This window comes from Chitinophaga sp. XS-30 (assembly GCF_008086345.1).
In the GTDB taxonomy this organism is placed as follows: Bacteria; Bacteroidota; Bacteroidia; order Chitinophagales; family Chitinophagaceae; genus Chitinophaga.
Map to the genome: position 1 here is coordinate 2,947,861 of NZ_CP043006.1, position 23,818 is coordinate 2,971,678.

General features: G+C 52.7%; 20 protein-coding genes. 13 read left to right on the forward strand and 7 right to left on the reverse strand.

The features are described from left to right. Window positions 1-2: 2 nt before the first annotated feature. From egtD to FW415_RS12150, 5 genes are read right to left on the reverse strand one after another with little or no spacing between them, the layout of a single operon-like run. Window positions 3-971 (reverse strand): L-histidine N(alpha)-methyltransferase, encoded by a 969-nt coding sequence (gene egtD, locus FW415_RS12130; RefSeq protein ID WP_148385230.1) that lies wholly within the window; start codon window positions 969-971, stop codon window positions 3-5. A 7-nt stretch (window positions 972-978) separates the two neighbouring features. Beyond that, window positions 979-2,127, reverse strand: a complete 1,149-nt coding sequence (egtB, locus tag FW415_RS12135) for an ergothioneine biosynthesis protein EgtB (protein ID WP_148385233.1) — start codon at window positions 2,125-2,127, stop codon at window positions 979-981. A gap of 51 nt (window positions 2,128-2,178) precedes the next feature. Continuing rightward, entirely contained in the window at window positions 2,179-3,747 is a 1,569-nt protein-coding gene (locus FW415_RS12140) for an ABC transporter permease/substrate-binding protein (RefSeq protein WP_148385235.1), read from the reverse strand. Beyond that, window positions 3,744-4,478, reverse strand: coding sequence for an ABC transporter ATP-binding protein (locus tag FW415_RS12145; protein WP_148385237.1), 735 nt, complete (start codon window positions 4,476-4,478; stop codon window positions 3,744-3,746). Before FW415_RS12145 ends, FW415_RS12140 begins: the two co-directional genes overlap by 4 nt. After that, entirely contained in the window at window positions 4,471-5,856 is a 1,386-nt protein-coding gene (locus FW415_RS12150) for a mercuric reductase (protein ID WP_148385240.1), read from the reverse strand. The genes FW415_RS12145 and FW415_RS12150 overlap by 8 nt, the downstream gene beginning before the upstream one ends. Before the next feature lie 590 nt (window positions 5,857-6,446). Between FW415_RS12150 and cobA the strand changes: the two genes are divergently transcribed. The 3 genes from cobA to FW415_RS12165 are packed head-to-tail and all read left to right on the forward strand — an operon-like array spanning window position 6,447 to window position 9,161. Then, complete coding sequence (cobA, locus tag FW415_RS12155) at window positions 6,447-7,232, forward strand: uroporphyrinogen-III C-methyltransferase (protein WP_148385242.1); 786 nt, start codon at window positions 6,447-6,449, stop codon at window positions 7,230-7,232. A 43-nt stretch (window positions 7,233-7,275) separates the two neighbouring features. After that, window positions 7,276-7,908, forward strand: coding sequence for a Crp/Fnr family transcriptional regulator (locus tag FW415_RS12160; RefSeq protein WP_246859017.1), 633 nt, complete (start codon window positions 7,276-7,278; stop codon window positions 7,906-7,908). A 38-nt stretch (window positions 7,909-7,946) separates the two neighbouring features. Continuing rightward, window positions 7,947-9,161: a multidrug effflux MFS transporter gene (locus FW415_RS12165; RefSeq protein ID WP_246859018.1), complete on the forward strand. Its 1,215-nt coding sequence runs from the start codon at window positions 7,947-7,949 to the stop codon at window positions 9,159-9,161. Here FW415_RS12165 and FW415_RS12170 read toward each other — a convergent pair. Then, entirely contained in the window at window positions 9,156-9,794 is a 639-nt protein-coding gene (locus FW415_RS12170; protein ID WP_148385247.1) for a hypothetical protein, read from the reverse strand. The genes FW415_RS12165 and FW415_RS12170 overlap by 6 nt on opposite strands. Before the next feature lie 162 nt (window positions 9,795-9,956). On the opposite strand from FW415_RS12170, the gene FW415_RS12175 reads away from it, so the two are divergent. Then, complete coding sequence (locus tag FW415_RS12175) at window positions 9,957-10,400, forward strand: hypothetical protein (protein ID WP_148385249.1); 444 nt, start codon at window positions 9,957-9,959, stop codon at window positions 10,398-10,400. Here FW415_RS12175 and FW415_RS12180 read toward each other — a convergent pair whose 3' ends face one another. After that, the gene (locus FW415_RS12180) at window positions 10,401-11,792 is read right to left on the reverse strand and encodes an arylsulfatase (RefSeq protein ID WP_148385251.1); all 1,392 of its coding nucleotides are present in this window, start codon (window positions 11,790-11,792) and stop codon (window positions 10,401-10,403) included. 179 nt (window positions 11,793-11,971) lie between these two features. On the opposite strand from FW415_RS12180, the gene FW415_RS12185 reads away from it, so the two are divergent. The 9 genes from FW415_RS12185 (at window position 11,972) to FW415_RS12225 (ending at window position 23,769) form a co-directional block, all read left to right on the forward strand. Beyond that, complete coding sequence (locus FW415_RS12185) at window positions 11,972-13,894, forward strand: alpha-galactosidase (RefSeq protein ID WP_148385253.1); 1,923 nt, start codon at window positions 11,972-11,974, stop codon at window positions 13,892-13,894. A gap of 114 nt (window positions 13,895-14,008) precedes the next feature. Then, entirely contained in the window at window positions 14,009-15,055 is a 1,047-nt protein-coding gene (locus FW415_RS12190; RefSeq protein WP_168208789.1) for a sensor histidine kinase, read from the forward strand. After that, on the forward strand, window positions 15,024-15,791 hold the full coding sequence (locus FW415_RS12195; RefSeq protein ID WP_148385259.1) for a LytTR family DNA-binding domain-containing protein: 768 nt from the start codon (window positions 15,024-15,026) through the stop codon (window positions 15,789-15,791). The genes FW415_RS12190 and FW415_RS12195 overlap by 32 nt, the downstream gene beginning before the upstream one ends. A 91-nt stretch (window positions 15,792-15,882) precedes the next feature. Next, a complete protein-coding gene (locus tag FW415_RS12200; RefSeq protein ID WP_148385261.1) occupies window positions 15,883-16,656 on the forward strand; it encodes a sterol desaturase family protein in 774 nt (257 codons plus the stop codon). Window positions 16,657-16,848: 192 nt separating this feature from the next. Continuing rightward, entirely contained in the window at window positions 16,849-18,210 is a 1,362-nt protein-coding gene (locus FW415_RS12205; protein WP_148385263.1) for an acyl-CoA dehydrogenase family protein, read from the forward strand. A gap of 166 nt (window positions 18,211-18,376) precedes the next feature. Next, window positions 18,377-19,600 (forward strand): L-fucose:H+ symporter permease, encoded by a 1,224-nt coding sequence (gene fucP, locus FW415_RS12210; protein WP_148385266.1) that lies wholly within the window; start codon window positions 18,377-18,379, stop codon window positions 19,598-19,600. Between the two features lie 136 nt (window positions 19,601-19,736). Then, entirely contained in the window at window positions 19,737-22,187 is a 2,451-nt protein-coding gene (locus FW415_RS12215) for a glycoside hydrolase N-terminal domain-containing protein (protein ID WP_148385269.1), read from the forward strand. Between the two features lie 77 nt (window positions 22,188-22,264). Beyond that, window positions 22,265-23,065, forward strand: a complete 801-nt coding sequence (locus FW415_RS12220) for an alpha/beta hydrolase (protein WP_148385271.1) — start codon at window positions 22,265-22,267, stop codon at window positions 23,063-23,065. A 149-nt stretch (window positions 23,066-23,214) separates the two neighbouring features. Further along, window positions 23,215-23,769 carry an RNA polymerase sigma factor gene (locus FW415_RS12225; protein ID WP_148385274.1) on the forward strand — a complete coding sequence of 185 codons (555 nt, stop codon included), beginning with the start codon at window positions 23,215-23,217 and terminating at the stop codon, window positions 23,767-23,769. Window positions 23,770-23,818 lie beyond the last annotated feature (49 nt).

Sequence of the window (23,818 nt, forward strand, 5' to 3'; positions counted from 1 at the left end):
GTTTACAGGCACTGCCATACGGTGTCTGTAAACCACTTTTTTGTATCGTGAAAATGCCGCAGCGGCTTGAATCCCGCGCTCTCCATCATCTGGTGGATCTCTTCCAGGGTGTATTTCTGCGATATCTCCATATAGATCGCTTCATCTTTCCGGAACCGTACTGTTCCTGCTTCTCCGATACGTACCGTCTGTTCAGCAAGACTGATGAGATAGCTTTTGCAGCTGCCGGTCAGCGGATCGTACACGGGATAATGCCCGAAATTGTCCGTATTGAAATCCGCGCCAAGTTCCCGGTTGATGCGGTGGAGCAGGTTGAGGTTAAAAGCTTTGGTAATGCCCTGTGAATCGTTATAGGCTTTCAGGATAATGGCCGGATGTTTTTTCAGGTCAAATCCGACAATGAGCACATCGCCCGGGTTCATCTGCTGGCGCAGCCTGCAGCAGAACTGCAAGGCTTCGGGCGGAGTGAAGTTCCCGATGCTGGAGCCCATGAACATGATCACCCGTTTTCTGCCGGAACGTTGCCTGGTCATTTGCAGCATATCCAGGTAATCTCCGTTCAGCCCCTCCATGTTCAGTCCCGGTAATTTGGCCGGCAGCGTTTCTTCCAGGTGTGCGATGATGTTGGCGGATATATCTATCGGGTAGTAGCAGTGCAGGGATTTGCGCTGTATAAGCGCCTTCAGCAGATGGAAGGATTTGGATGCATCCCCCGCGCCCAGCTCTATCAGGTCGAACGGTTGGTCTCCCGAAAGCAGGGCCGCCATTTCGCCGGATTGTACCGAGAGTATTTCCATCTCGCAGCGGGTCAGGTAATAGTCCCGGCAATGCATGATCTGCTGGAACAAGGCATCTCCTCTGGCGTCGTAAAAGTATTTCGACTGGAGGTATTTGGGGCTGGCGTTCAGGCCGGCCATTACATCGCTCATAAAAACATTGACCTGCTTCCGGGTCGTCACTGCTGTGTTCATAAGTTTGTTATTGTGCAAGCCGGATGCCAGTCAGCTGCCATCTCAAATGCGGATGAAAGAAATTCCGGTAAGTGATCCGCTGATGCCCCGGGGACGTAAATGCGGATGCGCCCCGCAGCACTTTCTGGTTCACCATGAATTTACCGTTATATTCTCCTACAGCGCCGGGAGCGCGGGTAAAACCGGGATAGGGGAGGTATGCGCTTTCCGTCCATTCCCAGCATTTCCCCCAGGCAAAACGGTCTGCCGCGGCTTCCCATTCAAATTCCGTAGGCAGGCGCTTTCCCTGCCAGGCAGCGTAGGCGGCCGCTTCGTAGTAGCTGACATGCGTTACCGGGTCCTGCATGTTGACCGGTTGCAGGCCCTGCAAGGTGTAATTGTACCATTGCCCGTCGATGTAATGCCAATACAGCGGGGCTTCCACGGCATTATTTTTTACCCAGTCCCAACCCTCGGCATGCCAGTGTACGAAGTTCTTGTATCCGCCTTCATGGATAAAGGCCAGGTATTCTTCGTTCGTTACCAGTTCCGATGCGATCCTGAAATCCTGTATGTACACCGGATGCCGGTCCAGTTCATTATCATAGCAAAAGCCATCTCCCTCATAACCGATATCGTACAACCCTTCCTGTACCTGCAAAAAGCCGGGTTTCGCCATTTTTTGCGTGGCTGCAGGCGCCTTTTCGCTGTATGCAGGGAACAGGGGATTATGGCCCAGGATGTATTTGATATCCGTCCACAAAAGCTCCTGGTGTTGCTGCTCGTGATGGCAGCCCAGCACAATGAGCGTAGCCAGATCGCTGTTTACCGGGGAGGCCAGCAATGTTTCCATGCCTTTATCTACGTGTGCACGATAACGATAGATCTCGTCCACCGTCGGGCGGCTGAGATTGCCGCGCTGTGTGCGGATCACCCTGGTACCAAGACTTTCATAGTAACTATTGAAAACGAAGTTGAAATCGGGATCATATTCCGTATAGTCTTTGCTGTAAGGTTTCAGTATCAGCGTCTCGAAGAACCAGGTGGTATGGCCGAGATGCCATTTGGGAGGACTGACATCCGCTACGGGCTGCACCACATAATCTTCCTTTTGTAAAGGGCTGCAGATACGCTCTGTCAATTGCCGGACGGTCTTGTATTGTGTAAGAAGGTTCATCTTTTGTTTGTTTTTCCGGTAAATGGTTCCTGTCACATTGTCTTGTTATCATCATTTGTCATTCCCGCCGAGATAATCTGCGAGGTCCGATATGCTGCGGATATTCAACTCTTCCGCGCGCTCTTTCCGCATCATCAGCGCATAAGCATTATTGAAGCCGATGGGTTGCAGCCAACGGAGCTGGTACTGCCGCAAGAATTGTTCCTGAACGAATTGGTACACACTATCCTTATTTTTTGTCAGGCGGCTGACATTTTCTTCCTCCGCCTGCAGGATCACCAGCAGGCCGGTGCCGGTATATTCGGGATAGAGATCTATCTGGTCGTTAACGATCGCATCGAAGCAGATCTTGGTGCCGCCAAGGCCGGTTTTGGCCGATACGTCCAGATCTGTATATCCTTTGATCAGCATGCTGTACATTTCCACGAGAATGTATTGCTCCGTGAATATTTTCGAGCCGATGCGCACCGTGCCTTTGGTGCCTTTGCGCGGTGGCTGGTAGAGCTGTTGGGCAACAAGGAAATCCTTTGCCACGGCGGCCGGATCTTTTTTCAGGAAATCCGCCTGGTAATTGAGCATGGTCATCACCGAATCATTGATCCTGCCGGCCAGTTTGTTCAGCGCATCTTCCAGCTCAGGATACTTTTCCAGCGTGGCGGTGCGTACAACCGGTGCGGCAAAATACGGCGGGAAGATGTGGCGGTCATCTTCCAGCGTTACGAGGTTGTAGGAGCGGATGCGCCCGTCCGTACTGTATCCGCTGACCACATCCAGCTTACCTTCGTACATGGCCTGGTACATTACTGCGTCATTGATCACCACGGTACGGATATCCAGCCCGTAGTATTTTTTCAGCCCAAGATATCCATCCATCCGCCCCATGAACTCCGGTGTGAAGCCCGCCAGCAGTTTACCCTGCTTTACGGAAGGCAGCATCGAAAAAAGAACGAAGGATATTACCACTGCGCCGATAATGCCCGCTTTCATGCGGTATTTGCGCCAGTTGAATTTTTGTATACGGGACAGGATGAAGTCGAACAAAAGCGCCAGTAATGCCGCGGGAATAGCCCCCGCAAGGATCATGTTCGTATTGTTCAGGGCAATGCCGCCGAAGATAAATTCTCCAAGCCCTCCCGCTGCGATGTAGGCGGCCAGCGTGGCCACTCCCACATTGATAACGGTAGCCGTTCTGATACCGGCGATCAGCACGGGCATGGACAGGGGGAGTTCCACTTTGAACAGTATCTGGCTGCTGCTCATGCCAAGGCCTTTGGCCGCTTCGATCACCGTAGCGTCCACACCGGTAATGCCCGTATAGGTATTGCGGATGATGGGCAGCAGGGCATAGAGGAAGAGCGCGACAATAGCAGGTTGCGAGCCGATGCCGAGCAAAGGGATCATGAAACCCAGCAGCGCGATGCTGGGGATGGTCTGCATTACCCCCGCGGCCCCCAGCACCGTGCCGGCCAGCCTGCGTTTCCGCGCCACCAGGATGCCCAGCGGCACCCCGATCAGTATAGCGATCGCTACGGATACCAGGGTAAGATTGATATGCGTGAGCGTCTGCTGCAATATTTTGCCCCCGTGCGATCGCAGAAAGCCGGCAAATTCATTCATCATGTTGCGTGGTTATATTCTCCCTGAAGGAAACGGCTCACAAAATCGTTCACCGGTTTTTCCCGCAGTTCTTCCGGTGTGCCCAGCTGCACAATGGCGCCTTTATCCATCAGGCAGATGCGCGTAGCCAGGGCAAAAGCGTCCTGTACATCATGCGTGACCATCACGATGGTCTTTCGCTTCAGCTCATCCACTTCTTTGAAATCATTCCTGATCTTCTGCCGCGTAATAGGGTCCAGCGCACCGAACGGCTCATCCATCAATAATACCGGCGGGTCCGCCGCCAGCGCGCGCGCAATGCCTACCCGTTGCTGCTGGCCGCCGCTCAGTTCATGCGGGAACATATGCACATGCGTGTCGTAAGACAAGCCCAGCTTATGCATCAGCTCCCGCGTGCGCGCATTGATCTTTTCACCTGGCCACTTTTCCAGTTTAGGCACAATGGCGATATTTTCCGCTATGGTATAATGCGGAAACAATCCCGTCTGCTGCATGACATACCCTATCCCCCGGCGTAATTTTTCCGGGGAAACCGACCGTACATCCCTGCCGTTGATGCGGATGTTGCCGGATTCAGGCATAATGAGGCGGTTAAGCATCCGCAGTGTGGTGGTTTTTCCACAGCCGCTGGTGCCGAGAAGTATAAGGTTTTCGCCCGTATTTACTTCAAATGATATATCCTTTACAGCAACCGTATTGCCGAAGGACTTTCGGAGATGCGAGACTTCAATCATTATCCAGCGTCATAAACAGATTATTCAATGATTCTGTAAATGTAGGGTGTGCAAAAACATTATTGCGCATTTCTTCATATGTAATGTGGCCCATCATCGCCACCTGTAAAACAGACATGATCTCTCCTCCGCTCACGGAGAGGATGGAGGCGCCGAGGATCTGTTTCGTTTCCGCATCCACCACCGCTTTCATCAAGCCCCGGGTTTCGCCGGACTCGATGCCCCGCGCCACTTTTGTCAATGGTAATTTAGCAACTTTTATCTTAAATCCCTGCGCGCGCGCTTCTTTTTCCGTCAGCCCTATCCTGCCTAGTTCCGGATCGGTGAACATGCAGTACGGCACCTGCCGGTCCCTGACAGAGCGCTGTTTTTTTTCCAGGAGATTGCCTGACACGATCAGGAAATCGTTATAAGAAATATGTGTGAAAGCCGGACCGCCTTTTACATCGCCAAGCGCATAAATGCCTTCCACATTTGTTTCCAGTTTTTCATTGGTGATGATGTATCCTTTGTCGTCCGCAGCCACACCTGTTTGCTGCAGCTGCAGGGCATCGGAGTTGGGAATGCGGCCTGCGCCGATGAGGAGATGGGAGCCGCTGATCCGCTGTGTGGCGCCGTTGATCGCAACGGCAAGCGTGATCTTCCCGTTTTCCTGCGTGGCTTCCTTTACATCAGCGGAGGTAATGATGCGGATGCCGTCTTCTTCCATGATGCCCGCTATCGTTTCGGCAACGTCCTCATCTTCGCGGATGAGAATGTTGGGCGCGCGTTCCAGGATGGTTACGGCGGACCCGAAGCGCCGGAACATCTGCCCGAATTCCATGGCAATGTAGCCGCTGCCCAGTATCAGCAGGTGTTCGGGTTTCTCCGGTATATCGAGCAACGTAGTGGAGGTGAGATAAGGCACATTGTCCAGTCCGGGTATGGAGGGGATGCGGGGCCTGGTGCCGGTATTGATGAAAATATGATCAGCGGAGAGTTCATCCGCGCTGCCGTCGGTATAAGTGACGTTGACGGTCTTGTGGCCGCTGAATGCGGCCGTGCCGGTCAGCAGATCGAGACCGGGCGTTTCCGTCAGGCTTTTGAGCAGACCTTCCCGGGAGCGGCTGACCACACTGTTCTTTCTGTCCACTACGGTTTTCAGGTCTATTTGCGAAGGGTCTGAAGGAATGCCGAATTCCTGTGCCCTGCCTGCCATATAGGTCATTCTGGCGGCGCCTGCCATCGTTTTGGAAGGAGTGCATCCATCATTGACACAGGTGCCGCCAACGAACCGTTTTTCTATGATCGCTGTTTTCCATCCTGCTTTTGCCAGTTTTTTCGCGAGCGGAGTGCCGGCCTGTCCTGATCCGATAATAATAGCGTCATATTTTTTCATCTGTTCATATTTACTTGTTACGGGTCAGATGGAATGTTATTTCATCTGTTCATATTTACTTGTTACGGGTCAGATGGAATGTTATTTCATCTGTTCAGTTTTTTCCCAACAACTATAACAAGGACTGCTCCAGCTTGTTCATAGTGCGATATTAGTATGCCTGGCTGAAGTAATTTAAAATGTAAGGCATACTTAAGGCATATATAAGCCATATCTTATAAAGATAGCTTATCAATAAGTGGGATATAACTTCGATATGAATGAGATATGGCTTAACCTGCCTGTATTCCCCTGTCATGGTGCATTATAAGGCATGCAATGATACGGGATGATGAGATAGATGGACAGAGAGACCGGAATAAAAACAAACAGGTACGCGTCTGCGTACCTGTCGGGAGGATGTATAAAAATAACCCGGAACTTATAAGACAATTAAATTGAAAATATTTATATGTAATATATTTTCGGAAGTCATTTTGTTGATTTAAAACAAATCTCTATTGTAAGTCATGAAAATAAAGTAAATTTTTTATTTTTACGCTTGTTCGATGTGATTGTTATCAAATAATTGTTTATTTAATGTATATAATATGCCAGATCCGCAATTATCTTTAGTGGGAGCGGGGCCGGGAGATCCCGAGTTGATCACGCTGAAAGCCATCCGCACGATCGGGCAGGCCGATGTGATCCTTTATGATGCGCTGGTGAATGCGGATCTTTTGCAATATGCCTCACCGGCCGCGCATAAGCAGTTCGTTGGCAAGCGCTATGGCTGCCACGCGCTGTCCCAGCAGGAGATCAACGATCTCATCGTGGAGATGGCATTGGCGCATGGGCATGTGGTGCGATTGAAGGGAGGTGACCCCTTCATATTCGGAAGGGCCGTAGAGGAGATGGAAGCTGCGCAGAAAGCGGGTATCCCGGTGAATGTGGTGCCCGGCATTTCCAGCGCACTGGCAGTTCCGGCCATGCAGCTGCTGCCGCTCACCTGCCGCGGTGTTTCGGAAAGCCTCTGGATCACCACGGGCACAACCCGGACCGGCGATATTTCAGCCGACATCCGGCTGGCAGCGCAGTCCACCGCCACCGTAGTGATCCTGATGGCCATGAGCAAACTGGCCGGGATCATGGACATATTCGCAACTAACGGCAAGGAACATACGCCGGTGGCCATTATTCAGAACGGCACCATGGCAAATGAACGTATTATCACCGGCACCGTCAGGGATATTATGCTGAGAGCGGAAGCCGGCGGTTTTGCCAACCCCGCCATCATTGTGGTGGGAGAAGTCGTAACGGTGCGTGCGCAGCTGTTGAAAATATTGGAGGAGCCGCGCGTACGGCCGAATGTAATTACAGGTAATGAAGAAAGATAAGCAAGGATGTGATCTGCAAACCTGTCTTTTATGCAGGAGAGGCATGAAGGAGTGGTTGCCCGCTATTCATGCGCACAAGAAAAATTTCACGCTCAGGAAAGGGGATACCATTTTCAGGGAAGGTGATCCGGTGAACGGCATATTTTTTCTCTACTCCGGGAAAGTGAAAGTGCACAAGCATTGGGCGGATGGCAAGGAACTGATCGTCCGTTTTGCCCGGGAGGGCGATATTGTAGGCCATCGCGGCATTGGTACGGAGCTGGTGTACCCCGTCACGGCTACCGCACTGGAACCGGCAGCGGTCTGTTTCTTCGAGATCGATTTTTTTAACGCCAGTCTGAAAGTAAACCATGACCTGTTATACGAACTGATGCAGTTCTATGCAAAGGAACTGATGGAATCCGAAAAAAGCATGCGCAACCTCGCGCATATGTCTGTAAAAGGCCGCCTGGCCAATGCGCTGCTGGTGCTGAAAAGTAAATTCGGGCTGGACGAAGAGGGATTTATTGCGTTCCCGCTCAGCAAGCAGGACATGTCTTCCTACATCGGCGCAACTTACGAAACAACTTTCCGGATGATGAACGAACTGATCAACGAGCATATCATCTCCGTATCCGCCAAATACATCACGATCCTGCAGGAAGAGAAACTCCGGCAACTGATCCGGGAGGATTGATATCAAATAATAGCGCATCTTTGTAAAAACATCAGCGCTTGGCATCCGAATCACTGACAAGGTCAAAATACATTTCGCTTATTCTGATCCTCGGCTCCCTCACTGCATTGGGGCCATTTACAATCGACATGTATCTTCCGGGTTTTCCGGCCATTGCAAAGGACCTTGACACGGATGTTTCCACCGTGGCCCTTACGCTTTCCAGTTATTTCATCGGCATTTCAGCCGGGCAGTTGTTGTATGGCCCGCTGCTGGACCGTTTTGGGCGCAAGCCGCCATTATACATCGGCCTGGTCCTCTATATCCTCACCTCCGCGGGCTGCGTGTTCGTGCAAACGATAGACAGCCTGATCGCCCTGCGTTTTTTGCAGGCCGTGGGCAGCTGTGCCGCGGCAGTGGCGGCGGTAGCCATGGTGCGCGATCTTTTCCCGGTGAGCGAGACCGCGAAAGTATTTGCCCTGCTTATGCTGGTGGTGGGCGCTTCTCCCATGGTGGCCCCGACCGTTGGCGGTTATGTGACCAGCGCATGGAACTGGCATGCGGTGTTCGTGATCCTTGGCGGAATGGGCGTGGCTATATTGCTGGCTACCATTTTCTGGCTGCCGGACAGTTATAAGCCGGATACTACGCTGTCTTTAAAGCCCAAACCTATCATCAGCAATTTTCTGGCGGTGGCAAGGGAGCCGATGTTCTATACTTATGCATTTACCGGCTCGGTGGCCTTCGGTTTGCTGTTCGCCTATGTGTCCGGCTCCCCCAAGGTATTCATGGATGTATTCGGCCTGAGCGATAAAGCGTATGGATGGGTGTTTGCCCTGCTTTCCGTAGGTTTTATCGGCGCTAACCAGGTGAACAGCCTGCTGCTCAGAAGGTTCAGCAGCGAGCAGATCGTACCGGTGGCGCTGGGTTGCCAGACTGCAGCGGGAGCTTTATTTGTAGCGGGTTTGCTCAACGGGTGGATCGGCTTGTATGGAACGGTCATTTTCCTGTTCATTTTGCTGAGTTGCCTCGGCCTGGTCATTCCCAATACTTCGGCGCTGGCGCTCAGGCCGTTTTCCAGGAATGCGGGAAGTGCCTCATCCCTGATGGGGGCCTTACAGATGGGTACCGGTGCGCTGGCTTCGGTAGTGGTTAGCCTGTACGCGGAAAAAAGTGTGCTGCCTATGGCCTGTACAATGGCCGCTGCCGCCACGCTTGCCCTGATGATACTGATGATCAGCCGCAGGATCTCCGGGGGGAAAGGCGCATTATAGCAGTTCCCTGTTTCTCCGCACCCTCAGCAACCCTTTTACAAGGCTCTTCCATTGCAACCGGGATATGCCCAGCATGGCTCCCAGCCCCGCAAGCAGGTTGCGCAGTTTCCTGAATGCACGGCCAGTAACGGTATTGGGCATTTCATTCCGCCCGTAAACGCTGGCCCTGATGAGATTGCCTCTTTTTTCAACAATAAAGGAACTGGTAGCATCCTGCCGGAAGAAATGCTCAATTTCCCTGTCCACATCCTCCGGCGGGGTGGCGGGCCTTACGCGCATGCCGGTGTACGCGGTGCCGCGGGGGCTTCTCATTTCAACGATCTTTTCTATCCTGACCCAATCAAATTCCCGCGTTTCATCCGCGGTGGAACCGGGTATCCTGATACGGATATAGTCACCTTCCATGGCCGGCCGCCGTACAATTGTCCCCCGGCTGTCGTTCAGCACGAACGAGGCGCTGACGTTGCCGCTGATCTCTTTCCAGCTGTTAACGTCCAGCAATCGCTGTTGCGCAGCCTCGTACAGCGCCCGCGCTGCTTTGTGATTTTCCGTCTTGATGGTGTGGGAGGTGGCGGATTGATGACCTTTTTCGTTCGAAGGGATCAGGTCCCCGCCTGATAAATTTTTTTCCATGCCATCCTTTTTGAAAATGTCCCGCCAATATTATGCCGTTGAAAATGCTCATCCTGCGCAATGCTGTTGTGCAATTTCCTCTACAGGTTGGCTTGATTTTCTGCTGTTTCTCCTGCTGTTAAAGATGGCACAGATTTTTACCTTCTTTCCGTAAAAAAGAATATGGATGAGAAAGATATGAAAGACAACCGGCGCGACGAGCAGCGCATGCAGCCGGAGGAAGTGAATATGGACCTGCCCGAAGTTAAAGATATTCCCGGCCAGGAGCATATAGCGCCCCCGCCGCCCGGAGAGCTGGCGGATACTACCGCATCGTCCGGTGACGAAGAGGGAAAAGGCGTACTGGATGAAGTCAATGAGGGGGATGTATCTGCTGAGGAAAGCGAATTGCTGGAGCAAAGCGCCAATACTGATCCGGCCTATCACGATGAACAGAATTTTCAGCGCACGGCGCTGGACGACCGGGATGCGGACGGGACGCCATTGAATGAATATGACCGGATAGAAGACCTGGACGTACCGGGAAGCGAGCTGGATGACGAGCAGGAGGAAACCGGCGCGGAGGATGAGGAGAACAATGCATACAGCAGAGGAGATACAGATTGATTATTCGGTTCCCGGCCAGCGGAATGCTTCGTGCTCCGCGGGAGTCCTGGCCTTGCGCGCCACGGCCAGCAGTTCGCTTACCTTGCCGGCCTGCTGGTCCGCCAGGTTGCGTGTTTCGCCGATATCATTGCTCAGGTCGTACAGCTCAACGGTTTCGGGACCGTCTTTCGGTTTCAGCCGCAACAGTTTCCAGTGGCCCTGCACGATCGCTTCTTTGTAATATTGTTTTTCATAGAACTGCCAGTACAGCCAGGGATGTTTTGCTTTCTGCACTTTCCCCGTCAGCGCCGGAGTAAAAGAAATGCCGTCAATATCCCGGGGAGGGCGTGTTCCGGCCAGTCTGCAAACGGTGGGCATAATGTCCCAGAATGCCCAGATGTCGTCCCTTACAGCACCGGCAGGCACTTTACCCGGAGCCCTGACCAGCAAAGGCACACGAATGCCGCCTTCGTAAAGGTCGCGCTTGATACCCCTGAGCGGTCCGCCGCTGTTGAAGAATTCAGGATCCGCGCCGCCTTCCTGATGAGGACCGTTATCGCTGGTGAAGAAGATGTAAGTATTGTTGTCCAGCCCAAGTTCCTTTACCAGCGCCAGTACCCGCGCCACGTCCTCATCCAGTTTTGTGATCATGCCGGCAAAGGCCGCCCGAGGCTGTTCCTGTGAGCGGTAGGTAACCCTGCCTTTCTGAACGAACGGCGTTTCGGGCGCAAATTTGCTGCTGCCGTCCGCATGACGGAAGGGTGCCATGTAAGCGTCAGGGACATGCAGCTCCGCATGCGGGATCGTCAGCGGCAAGTAGAGGAAAAAAGGATTGCTCCTGTTGCTCCGGATGAATCCCAGCGCTTTCTGCATGATCAGGTCATCCGTGTAGGCGGTGGTATCCAGCGGTACGCGAACGGATTTTCCGTTTTGTATCTCGAAAAGGTAATCGGTGTAGTAGTGATGGGCATGCGTCTGGTTCAGGTAACCATAGAATGCGGAGAATCCTTTGTGTTCCGGTGCGCCGGCAGTGCCGGCTTCCCCCAGTCCCCACTTGCCGAACATGCCGGTGGTGTAGCCGCCTGCCTGGAGATATTCGGCCAGTGTTGTGTCCTGCCCGCGCAGGTGCGCACCCGCATTGCCGCGGATGTAAGCATGGCCCATATGCTTTCCTGTCATCAGCGCACAACGGCTGGGCGCGCAAACGGTGTTGCCGGCATAGAAGCGCGTGAACCTTGTACCCTCGGCCGCAAGCCGGTCGATATTCGGTGTAGGCACCTTATGCGAAGGATTATAACTGGTAAGGTTGCCATAACCAAGATCATCTGCTACGATAAAGATGATATTGGGGCGCTGCTGCGCGATGACGGTATAGCTGAACAAGAGGCTGGCTGCCAGTGTGAAGATCTTCATCCCGTGAATTTTACTGGCTGTCAATATACAGCAAAATATATTGTTGTCATACCCGGTGGCCCTGTACGGGGGATTTGCTCTGACTGTTAGACAAGGGGCGTTAACGGGACGACGGTACAAAAGGCCGGCTCTTTCGCTGTTACTTGTATTTGCAGGAAATGGTGCTATTTTTATAGCATATGCGATTATCCCTCATCTCCCGTTTTATACTGCCTGCTGCTTTGCTGCTCGCTATGGCCGCCGATGCGCAGGAACAGCGAACCATTCCTTTCGGTAAAAGCAACAGGATCATCTACGACCTTCATTCCGGTATTTACAGCGTATGGGCGAACGGTCGTGAAGTGTTTCACGATGTTTTTGCGGCTTACGAAGGCCATATCCCGGATACTGCGAACATGCGGCGAAGCCTGCAGGTAATACCGGTGAACGACAGGTTCGGCAAGGGAAAAAAATACACTTTCCGCGCCGGCGAAAGGGAGCATTCCTTTTATACGTATAAGGGACTCAACGGCTTTTATACGGAAACAGTTGAATCCGGCGGCGCCCGCAGTGCCAGCCCGCTGACGGGCAGTCTTTCGTTTAAAGGGAAAGGTGTGCTGGTGCCTTTCGATAACGACGCCTGGGTAAAATACAAACTACTGGACCCGGATTCTACGGCTTTTACCAGTTCCGGGGTCACGGCGTTATTTGATCCGTCAACACGCAACGGATGGATCATCGGCGCTGTTGAGCATAACGACTGGAAAACCGGCATTCAATTGTCCGGCGATAGCAGCATAGCTGTATTGGCCGGATGGACGGACAGTACGCTTACGCGGGATAGATTGCCGCATGGCCTTGTAACACATGGCCGTTCGCCACGCATACTGGTGCTGTTCGCGGAAGACTGGCGCGCGGGGATGGAGCATTACGCCAGGGCATGCCGGCAGGCGGAGCCGCGGTACATATTCCCGTGGAAAGCAACCAAGCCCTTTGCCTGGAACAGCTGGGGAAGTATTCAAACCGGCCTTTCGCTGGAGAAGGCCAACCGCGTTGCGGATTTTTTTGCGGACTCCTGCCGCGATTTTCGCAGTGCGGACGGTACTTTGTACATAGGGATGGATTCCTATTGGGACAATCTGACCCCGGGTGGTATGACCGGTGATTTTCGCCAGCTTGACGAATTTGTGGCCCATTGCAGGGCCCGGGGATTGAAAGCAGGCATTTACTGGGCGCCGTTCGTGGATTGGGGCAAAACGCCCCGTACCGTTGAAGGCAGCACGTATAATTATGCCGAAACCTGGACGAAAGTGCGCGGCCGGTATCACGACTTTGACGGCGCCCGGGCGATGGACCCTACCCATCCCGCCACCCGCGCCCGCATCGCGTACCTGATCAAAAGATTCAAAGATTGCGGTTTTGAGATGATCAAGATCGATTTCATCGGTCATGCGGCGATAGAAGCGGACGGGTTTTATGATCCCGCGGTCACCACCGGTATGCAGGCCTTCCGGCAGGGTATGGAATTCCTCACCGATCAACTGGATGGCAAAATGCTGGTGTACGCCGCTATCTCCCCGACCCTTGCAACTGCGCGTTATGTGCATATGCGCCGTATCGCCTGCGATGCATTCAAAGGCATACAGGAAACCGCTTATACGCTGAACAGCACCAGTCTCGGCTGGTGGCAGAACTATCTGTACGACTTCGCTGATGCGGACCATATGGTATTTGCAGGAGAAGCGCCCGGCGTGAACCGGGCCAGGCTGGTGTCCGCCATTGTAACCGGAACCCTCGTCACAGGGGACGATTTTTCCAAGCCCTCAGGCGCCAACGCCGTTGCGAGATCATTACTGCAGCAACCGGACTTGCTGGAAGCCGCACGGAATGGCGGGGTGTTCCGTCCTGTCGACCATCAGCCGGGGGAGGCGCCTGCGCATATATTCGCCAGTCCCCATTACCTGGCCATACTCAACTACAGCCAGCAGGAGCGGGTGTTTGAAGTGAGTGCGGACGGAGCGCTGAAGGAGCTTTTTTCCGGGGAAACGTTGCGGGCTTCCGGGAACACCCGTATCAAAGTAGGGGCGGAAGATGCGGTGCTTTTCCGGGTCAGCCGCCGGTGAGGGTATTCCTCCGCGAAGCGGCACACATCCGGTCCATGGCATTTCAACCCGGAATTTTGCAGCCTCGCCCCTGTGGCTGCGCCCGTTCATAGGTATATGTCGCATATTTACCGTGTGAATAAACAACTTGAGAACAGGATCGTTGCGTACAGCGTAGCGGTCATCGCCCTCCTGGTCAATCTGCCGAAGCTCGCCCTGATGTATGAAGGGAGCCTGGCGCGGCAGTTCATCACTTTCGACCTGGGAGAATTCCTGTACCTGCTGCTGGTCACCTCCCTGTTCGGTTGGCTGTTTTTCCGGCTGAACCTTCGCTGGCTGCCTGAACTGCGGAAAAATGGCCCGGACCTGTTCAGGCCCTTTCTGCTGCCGAATCTGCTTTTTCTGCTGCTTGGCTGCATCATTGCCATACAATTGCACTGGCTGCTCTTTCAGCCTCCGTTCGCCGTAAACTTCCTGCGTGGCGCCTATTTCCTGCGTTTCGGGGTATGTGTGCTGCTGGAGCTGCTGATCGTACGGATCATTTACCAGATCAGGGAAACCCGGCGGCATGAGGCGGAAAAGGAACTGATACTGCGGAAGAGCGCGGAAACAGCGCTTGAATTGATGAAACAGCAGCTCAACCCTCATTTCTTTTTCAATGCGCTCAGCACTTTATCAGGGCTTACACGGGAAGACCCGGGCAAAGCGCAACGTTATATTGCCCATTTATCACGGATCTTCCGCAACCTGCTGCATGCGCCGCAACAGATCTTAACGGTCGGGGAAGAATTGCGGCAGCTTGCCTCTTACGCGGAACTGCTCAAAATGCGTTTCGAAACGGGTATCTGCATCAGGGTAAACGTTCCGCCGGATTTCGAATCCAGGATGATACCCCATTTTTCCCTGCAGCCATTGATGGAGAACGCAGCCAAGCATAATATCGCCGTTCCTGAACTGCCCCTGGAAGTGAATATCTATACGGAGGGGGAAGACCTGGTAGTGGCCAATAATCTGCAACCCGCAAATGGCATGTCGTTTTCATCCGGACTGGGCCTGCATAACCTTAACGAACGCTTCAGGATGCTGACCGGAGGCGTGGTAAAGGTCAGCAGGACCAGCGAACATTTTATCGTTAAATTACCGACCACAAATGATACCACCACTACGTTTACTGATCATTGAGGATGAGCCTGTGAATGCACGCAACCTCGCCTTTGAGCTGCAGCGCGCGGCAGCCGGCGTGGACATTGTTGCCACGCTGCCTTCCGTAGCCGCCACCGTGGAATGGCTGAAAACGGACGGCGGTTGCGACCTGATCTTTATGGATATCCAGTTGGCGGACGGACTTTCATTCGAGATATTCGGGCAGGTGGACGTTCAGCAACCGGTCGTCTTCGTCACCGCCTATGATGAATATGCGCTGAAAGCATTCCGGGCTAACGGTATCGACTATGTGCTGAAGCCATTCCTGCCGGAAGATATCGAACGGGCATTGAACAGGTACAGGCGATGGACACAGGGGCCTGCAGACGCAGGATCGCTGAAAAATATGATACAGGCTTTGCAGCAGGCGCCGGTGTACAGGCAGTCTTTCCTCGTGCATCACCGGGACAGGCTGATCCCGCTGTCCACCGCAACAATAGCCTGGTTCTATTCCAAAGCCGAAGTCGTACAGGCATGTACGGCAGACCGCAAACAGTATTTTATCGACCATACCCTGGAGGAGTTGCAGCAACTGCTGGACCCGGCCGTTTTTTTTCGTGCCAACCGGCAGTTCATCGTACAGCGCAAATACATCCTGGAAGTGGAGTTTTTCTTTAACGGCAGGCTGCTGCTGAATATGCAGGTTCCCGCTCCTGAAAAAATATTGATCAGCAAAGCCCGTGTACCGGCGCTGCGGAGCTGGATGAATACCTGAACATTTCAACCCCCGATACGGCAGTTTCACCAGTTTTCCCCTTTCCCGGCTTCGGTTTTCAGCGCAATTTCGGGTTGTAAAAAACAAGTATATGGATTTTGCAACCGGAAAATACAGAGGGATCGTGCTTTTGTTCCTTGCGCTGCTCATTACAGCAGAAATCATCTGGAGCTGGCGCCGGGACAAAAAAGTGTATGAGGTCCGGGAAACGGTGACCAATATCACTATCCTGGCAGGCTTCCATTTATCCAAATTCCTTTTTGCAGGATACCAGCTCTTTTTCCTGGAACTGGGAGCAAGACTGGCCATCTTCGATCTGCCATTCAAATTATGGGTGTTCGGCCTTTGTTTCATTGTTACGGATTTCATCTACTACTGGTTCCATCGCGCATCGCACGTCTGGAAACCGCTCTGGGCCTTCCATGTAGTACATCACTCCAGTCCCCTGATGAACCTGACGGCGGCTTACCGGCTCAACTGGTTCAGTGCGCTGGTAAGCCCTTTTTTCTTCATCCCGGCTGTTATAATCGGCTTTCCGCCCGGGTTCATTGTACTGTCCTATGCGCTGAACCTGTTATACCAGTTCTTTCTGCACACGGAAGCTATAGGAAAGATAAAACCTGTTGAAGGGATACTGGACACGCCTTCGGCCCACCGGGTGCATCATGGCTCAAATCCTTTGTATATCGACAGGAATTTCGGCGGTGTGCTGATGATCTGGGACCGCCTCTTCGGCACCTACCAGCCGGAAACCGAAAAGGTCCGCTACGGTATCACCAGCGGTTTCGTCAGCCAGAACCCTTTCAGGCTTGTCTTCTTTGGTTTCATCGATCTCTTCAGGAAAAAAATGAAATACAAAGGCTGACAGTAAAAGATAGTACCGGGACCGTGCAATGTGTAACACAGAAAAAAGCAGAGATGCCGCTCCCGGGAAGCGGAGACCCGTTGCTACCCTGCTGAGGCAACGGGTTCTCCATTTTACCGGTTATATTATTTTTTTTAGATAGCTTTGGCATTCATCCATGCCCTCGTTTTTTAAACTAAAATACTATCCGATATGGCCGGAACATTCTCGAAGATCAGAGAGGCTTACAAGCTGTTTAAAAGTATTGATTTCGACAAGCTGGGAAAGCTCTCCCGGAAGGTGGACCTGCAACAGGTGATGGAAGGTTTTTCCAGACTGGATGATAACCAGCTGAAAGGACTGATGAAAATGATGAACAGCAGTGGTGGAAAGAAAAAAGAACTGCCGGAGATCAACGGTGATTTTTATGAGCTGCATCTTCGTTTGAGCGATGAAGACCGTGCCATTCAGCTGAAAGTACGGGAGTTCATGGAGCGGGAGATCAAACCGATCGTCAATAATTACTGGCTGCATGATGAATTCCCTTTTGAAGTCATCCCCAAATTCGCGGAGCTTGGCCTCTGCGGGGTTACTTACAAAGGATATGGCTGTCCGGGCAAATCTTTCCTGATGGAAGGCATCATTGCCATGGAAATGGCGCGTATCGATTCTTCCATAGCCACGTTCTTCGGTGTGCAAAGCGGCCTCTCCATGGGATCGATCTATCTCTGCGGATCGGAAGAGCAGAAGCAGGAATGGCTGCCCGGAATGCAGCAGATGAAGATCATCGGGGCATTCGGGCTGACGGAACCGGAAGTAGGCTCAGGTGCCGCGGGCGGGCTCACCACTACGGCTAAACGCACGGAAAATGGCTGGGTGCTGAACGGGCAGAAGAAATGGATCGGCAACGCCACTTTTGCTGATGTAACCATTATCTGGGCGAAGGATGTGGACGACGGTGAAGTGAAAGGATTCCTCGTGCGCAAAGGCACGCCGGGTTTTGCGGTGGAAAAGATCAAGGGCAAAATGGCGCTGCGCATCGTGCAGAACGGGCTGATCACCATGACGGATTGCGTGGTGGAAGAGCGTGACCGGCTGCAGCATGCCAACTCCTTCAAAGATACCGCCAGAGTATTGCAGATGACCCGTGCCGGTGTGGCCTGGATGGCCGTTGGCTGTGCGCGCGGCGCTTATGAGAATGCACTGGATTATACCCGCCGACGGAAACAGTTCGGTAAACCTATTGCCGCATTTCAGCTGATACAGAACCATCTGGTGGAAATGCTCTCCAACCTCACCGCCATGCAATCCCTCGTTTTCCGTTTATCCGAATTGCAGGACCAGGGCATGCTGAAAGATGAACATGCATCGCTCGCCAAGGTGTTCTGCTCGTTGCGTACCCGCGACATTGTCAGCCAGGCGCGCGAAGTGATGGGTGGTAACGGCATTCTGCTGGACCATAACGTAGCGCGCTTTGTGGCGGATGCGGAAGCGATCTATTCTTATGAAGGCACCAAGGAGATCAACTCCCTTATTGTAGGGCGTGCCATTACCGGGTTTAGCGCATTTGTGTAACCCGTTCCCGGAATGGATGAGCGGTATTGACCGGTTGGCGGCATTTGTATAGGCCGCTGCCGGGCGGACTACGGGATTTCAAAGCATTTGTTCAACCAGAAACGGAAATATTCCCGCCCGGGATTGATTTTTTTATATCTTGACCGGTCTAATTCCACATTTATCTATGTCAACACCTAAATTCACCGAGAAAAAATTTATCCTCACCTTCATTTTTGTTACCTCGCTTTTCATGTTATGGGGTATTGCCATTACGATGGGAGATGTACTGAACAAACATTTTCAGAATGTGCTGAGCGTTTCCAAAGCACAGTCCGGTCTCGTACAGTTCTCCATTTTTGGCGCTTATTTCGTGATGGGCATCCCGGCAGGATTGTTCATGAAACGGTTCGGGTACAAGAACGGGGTTTTACTTGGACTTTTCCTGTATGCCACCGGGGCATTTTTATTTGTGCCGGCTTCCAATATGGAATCTTTCCTCTTTTTTCGTGTAGCCTTGTTCATCCTGGCCTGCGGGCTGGCTACGCTTGAAACGGTGGCGCATCCCTTTGTAGCTTCGTTGGGCGACCAGCGGAGAAGCGACCAGCGCATCAATTTTGCGCAATCGTTCAACGCCCTGGGTGCAGTGATAGGGCCGTTGCTGGGCGCTTATTTCATTTTCGGGAACACCGAAAGCACAGGGCTGGATTCCGTCCGTACCCTGTACGTTTGCATCGGGCTGGTGATCGCTGCGGTAGGCGTATCTTTCTATTTTGTGAAAGTGCCGCCGCTGGTGGACCCGCACTCCGCACCGCCGGCAGCAGTGGAAGAAGGGGCCGTGAATGTGGACCTTGCCCCGGAGAAAAAATTGTTCCAGCACCGCCATTTCATTTGGGCGGCTATCGCGCAGTTCTTCAATGTTGCCGCACAGGGAGGGACCTGGGCTTTCTTCATCAACTATGGTGTGGAAAAGATGGGCTTTACCGATGCCCGCGCAACCTATTATTTTTCATTAAGTATGGTCATGATGATGACCGGTCGTTTTGTTGGTACTTATCTGATGAAATTCATCGCACCTAACAAGCTGCTGGCTACGTTTGCGGCATGCAGCATCCTGATGTGCATCATCGTGGCGCAAAGCTGGGGGTGGCCCTCTTTTGTAGCGTTGCTGATGATCAATTTCTTCTTCAGTATTATGTTTCCCACCATATTCAGTCTTGGTCTGAAGAACCTGGGCGGTCATACGCAAAGAGCCTCTTCCTTTATTGTGATGGGCGTTGTGGGCGGTGCGGTTTTTCCGCCGCTGATGGGTATGCTGGCAGACAAGGATGTGGCGCATGCCTATTACCTGCCGATCATCTGTTATGCCGTGATCTTCCTGTTCGCCTATAAATTCTACAGGACGAGGTAGTATTGGGGCGCTACGCCCTGCCGTTAAAGTCTCATTTACCCCTTAAAATGTTAATATTCGCGGATAATTTGTGCATATGGCACAGGTAATCGTCAATGTTGATGATTATTATTGTGGAACACATTGACGTACACGTATGAAAAAAATTTCCTGTTCCACCCTGTTACTGTTGCTGGCCGCTGGTTTATTTGCGCAGCAGCAGCCCGCAATGAAGCTATGGTACAACACCCCCTCCGGAAAAGTATGGGAGAATGCCTTGCCCGTAGGCAACGGCAGACTTGCCGCGATGGTATATGGCAATGTGGAACAGGAGATCATTCAACTGAATGAATCAACAGTATGGACCGGCAGCCCGAATCGCAACGACAATCCGGATGCACTGGCAGCCCTGCCGGAAATAAGAAAACTGATATTCGAAGGGCGGCAGAAGGAAGCGCAGCAACTGGCCGAAAAAACCATGCAGACCAGGAAGTCGAACGGCCAGATGTACCAGCCGGTGGGCAACCTGGATATCCATTTCGCTGACCACGGCAGCTATACAAACTATTACCGGGAGCTGGATATTGAAAAAGCCGTTGCCAGAACCACTTATACGGTTAACGGAACAGCCTATACGAGGGAAGTGTTTGCTTCCGTACCGGCGCAGGTCATCGTCATAAAACTTGGCAGTTCAAAACCGGGCGGGCTTTCATTCAGGGCTTCCCTGTCAACCCGCCATAAAATGGCAGTGATTGGCGCAGAAGATAATGAGCTGATCATCAGCGGAACTACCGCCGGTCATGAAGGAGTGGAAGGCGGAAAGCTGAAGTTCAAAGGCATCGCGAGGATCAGGACGGAAGGAGGGACCCTTAGCCGCACAGATACCGCTATCGATATCCGCAACGCCACCAGCGCGGAAATATGTATTTCCATCGCTACCAATTACGTGCATTACAATGATCTCGGCGCCGATGCGGACAAGCGTACCGGGGACTATCTCGCCGGTGCCTGGAAGAAAGACTATGCACAACTGAAGCAGGAGCATATCACCGCCTACCAGCGGTATTTTAACCGGGTGAAAATAGACCTTGGCACCACTGCCGCCGCTGCGGCACCGACTGATGAAAGGCTGAAGAATTTCTCCATGGACAACGATCCGCAATTTGTGGCATTGTATTTCCAGTTCGGCCGTTATCTGCTCATTTCCTGCTCGCAGCCCGGCGGCCAGCCCGCAAATCTTCAGGGGATATGGAACGGCAGCATGACGCCGCCCTGGGACAGCAAATACACGATCAACATCAATACCGAGATGAATTACTGGCCGGCGGAAAAGGATAACCTCCCTGAAATGCATGAGCCGCTCATTCAGATGGTGAAGGAGCTTTCCGTCACCGGCCGCGAAACCGCCCGTTCAATGTATGGCGCAAGGGGATGGCTGGCACATCATAATACAGACCTCTGGCGTATCACCGGCCCGGTGGATAATATTTTCTGGGGCGTGTGGAGCATGGGAGGCGCATGGCTGTCCCAGCATGTGTGGGAGAAATATCTCTACAACGGCGATAAAAAATACCTCGCGAAGGTGTACCCCGCGCTGAAAGGCGCTGCCATGTTCTTTGTGGACCACCTGGTGGAGGAGCCAGCACATCAGTGGCTGGTCATCAACCCCGGCACTTCCCCCGAGAATGCACCAAAAACAAGGCCCGGTGTTTCATTCGATGCGGGCTGCACCATGGATAACCAGATCGTTTTCGATATGCTGAGCGTGGCCATAGAAGCGGCCACAGTATTGAAAACCGACAAGCTGTTCAGCGACACGCTGAGAGCTGTGCGCGACCGGCTGCCACCCATGCAGGTCGGGCAGTATGGCCAGTTGCAGGAATGGCTGGAAGACCTGGACGATCCGGAGGACAAGCACCGCCATATCTCGCATCTGTACGGATTGTTTCCTTCCGCACAGATCTCTCCCTACCGCACACCGCAACTGTTCAGCGCGGCGCAAACATCCCTGCTGCAACGCGGAGATGTATCTACCGGATGGAGCATGGGCTGGAAAGTGAATTGGTGGGCACGCCTCCAGAATGGAGAACGGGCGCTGAAACTGATATCCGACCAATTGAGCCCCGTTGGTACGAAAGGCGGCGGCGGTACTTACAATAACCTGTTCGATGCGCATGCCCCTTTCCAGATAGACGGGAATTTCGGCTGTACTTCCGGCATCACCGAAATGCTGATGCAAAGTCATGATGGCGCCATTCACCTGCTGCCCGCACTGCCTGCCGTATGGAAGAACGGCAGCATCAAAGGATTGCGGGCGAGAGGAGGTTTCGAGATTGTGGAACTGGTGTGGAAGGAAGGAAAGGTGGAAAAGCTGGTGATCCGTTCCTCGCTTGGCGGAAACTGCCGTATCAGAACGGCCAATGTGCTGCGATCCGCCGCACTCCGCCCGGCCAGCGGTGATAACCCGAATTATTTCTATCACATCATCCCGGTAAAAGAACCGCTGATCTCTCCAAAGGCGGAGAAGCAGCCAGTTGGCCCTGCGCCTGTCTTGTTGTTCGATCTGCCCACAAAGCCCGGCAAAACCTATACGCTGACGGCGAAATAAAACACCGGCCGGCAACCGCAGAATGGATTATAAATGCTGCCCGGGGTGGGTTATATTTGTTCCCAAACATCGCACCCATGAAACACCTGATCCTGTTTTTGCTGTTGGGCTTTGCCCTGCCTGTTTTTGCGCAGGATACCACTACCTACGCGCAGCAAGATAACATCCAGTACCGGACCGGCGAACTGACGCCTTACATGAAGGAACGCTGCCGCCTGGATGTGTATTATCCCGCGAAAACCGGCAATGTTCCGGTGATCGTCTGGTTCCATGGCGGCGGTATTACGGGTGGCAACAAGAGCATCCCGGCTGAACTGAAAAAGCAGCACGTTATCATCATATCCGCCAATTACCGGCTCAGTCCGAAAGTATCCTGCCCGGCGTACATCGAAGATGCTGCCGCTGCAGTGGCCTGGGCGTTTAAAAATGCGCACCGGTACGGCGGGGACAGTACGAAGATCTATGTATCCGGCCATTCCGCGGGTGGGTATCTGGCTTCCATGGTGGGGCTGGACAAGCAATGGCTCGCAAAGCATGATATCGATGCCAACAGGATCGCGGCATTATTCCCCTTCAGCGGTCAGGCTATCACGCATTTTACCATACGCAAAGAAAAAGGCATCCCCGATACGCAACCGGTGATCGACGCTTATGCGCCGCTATATCATATCCGCGCGGATGCACCACCATTATATCTCTACACCGGGGACCGGGAAATGGAAATGCTGGGCAGATACGAGGAGAATGCCTACCTGGCGAGGATGATGGGGCTGATCGGGCATAAAGCCACGCATTTGTATGAGCTGGACGGATATAACCACGGAGATATGCCGAAGCCTTCTTTTTACCTGATGCTGAAGGAGATCAGGAAGAAATGACCGTCATTTTTCCCGCTTTACCCTTTAAAATGTGAAGATTAGCTATCAAATTGTCAAAATAGTCTTACCCCGTTTACCTGCATATTCGTACCTATGCATTAGTCTACAGTGAATTTATGTTTAGTCGCGCGTTCAGCAGCAGATAATTGATGGATACCACATTGCTACAGGAACAGATTGCCATTTTCCGGAATGAGGGCGCCTACAAGCGGCTTTTTCTCTATTTCTACAAAGGGCTGGTGAGGTTTGCGGATACTTATGTCCGGCAAAATGAAGTAGCGGAGGAAATTGTGTCCGATGCCATGCTGAAGGTATGGACGATGAAAGAATCCCTCCTGGGCATCCGCAATCTGAAAGTCTATCTTTTTACCGCCGTCCGGAACGCGGCCATTAATTACCTGGTAAAGAACAGGAACTATACGACCTGGGATATCGACAACATCGCTCCCGAAACTTTCATTTCCCACATCACCCCGGAGGATGAGGCCATTGGCCGCGAACTGAAGCATGATTTTGCCAAAGCCGTCCGCCAGCTGCCCCCTAAATGCCAGATGGTGTACAAACTCGTCCGGGAAGACAGCTTTTCCTACAAGGAAGTGGCCGCCATTATGGATATCTCCGAAAATACGGTGGACCGCCACCTGAATATTGCCATGCGCCGCCTGGCGGATGTGCTGAAAACCTACCGCCGTAATCTGCGCTGAAATTTTTTTTGAAATGGATTGGGGAGTTCTGACCCCGATCTTGTCTTAC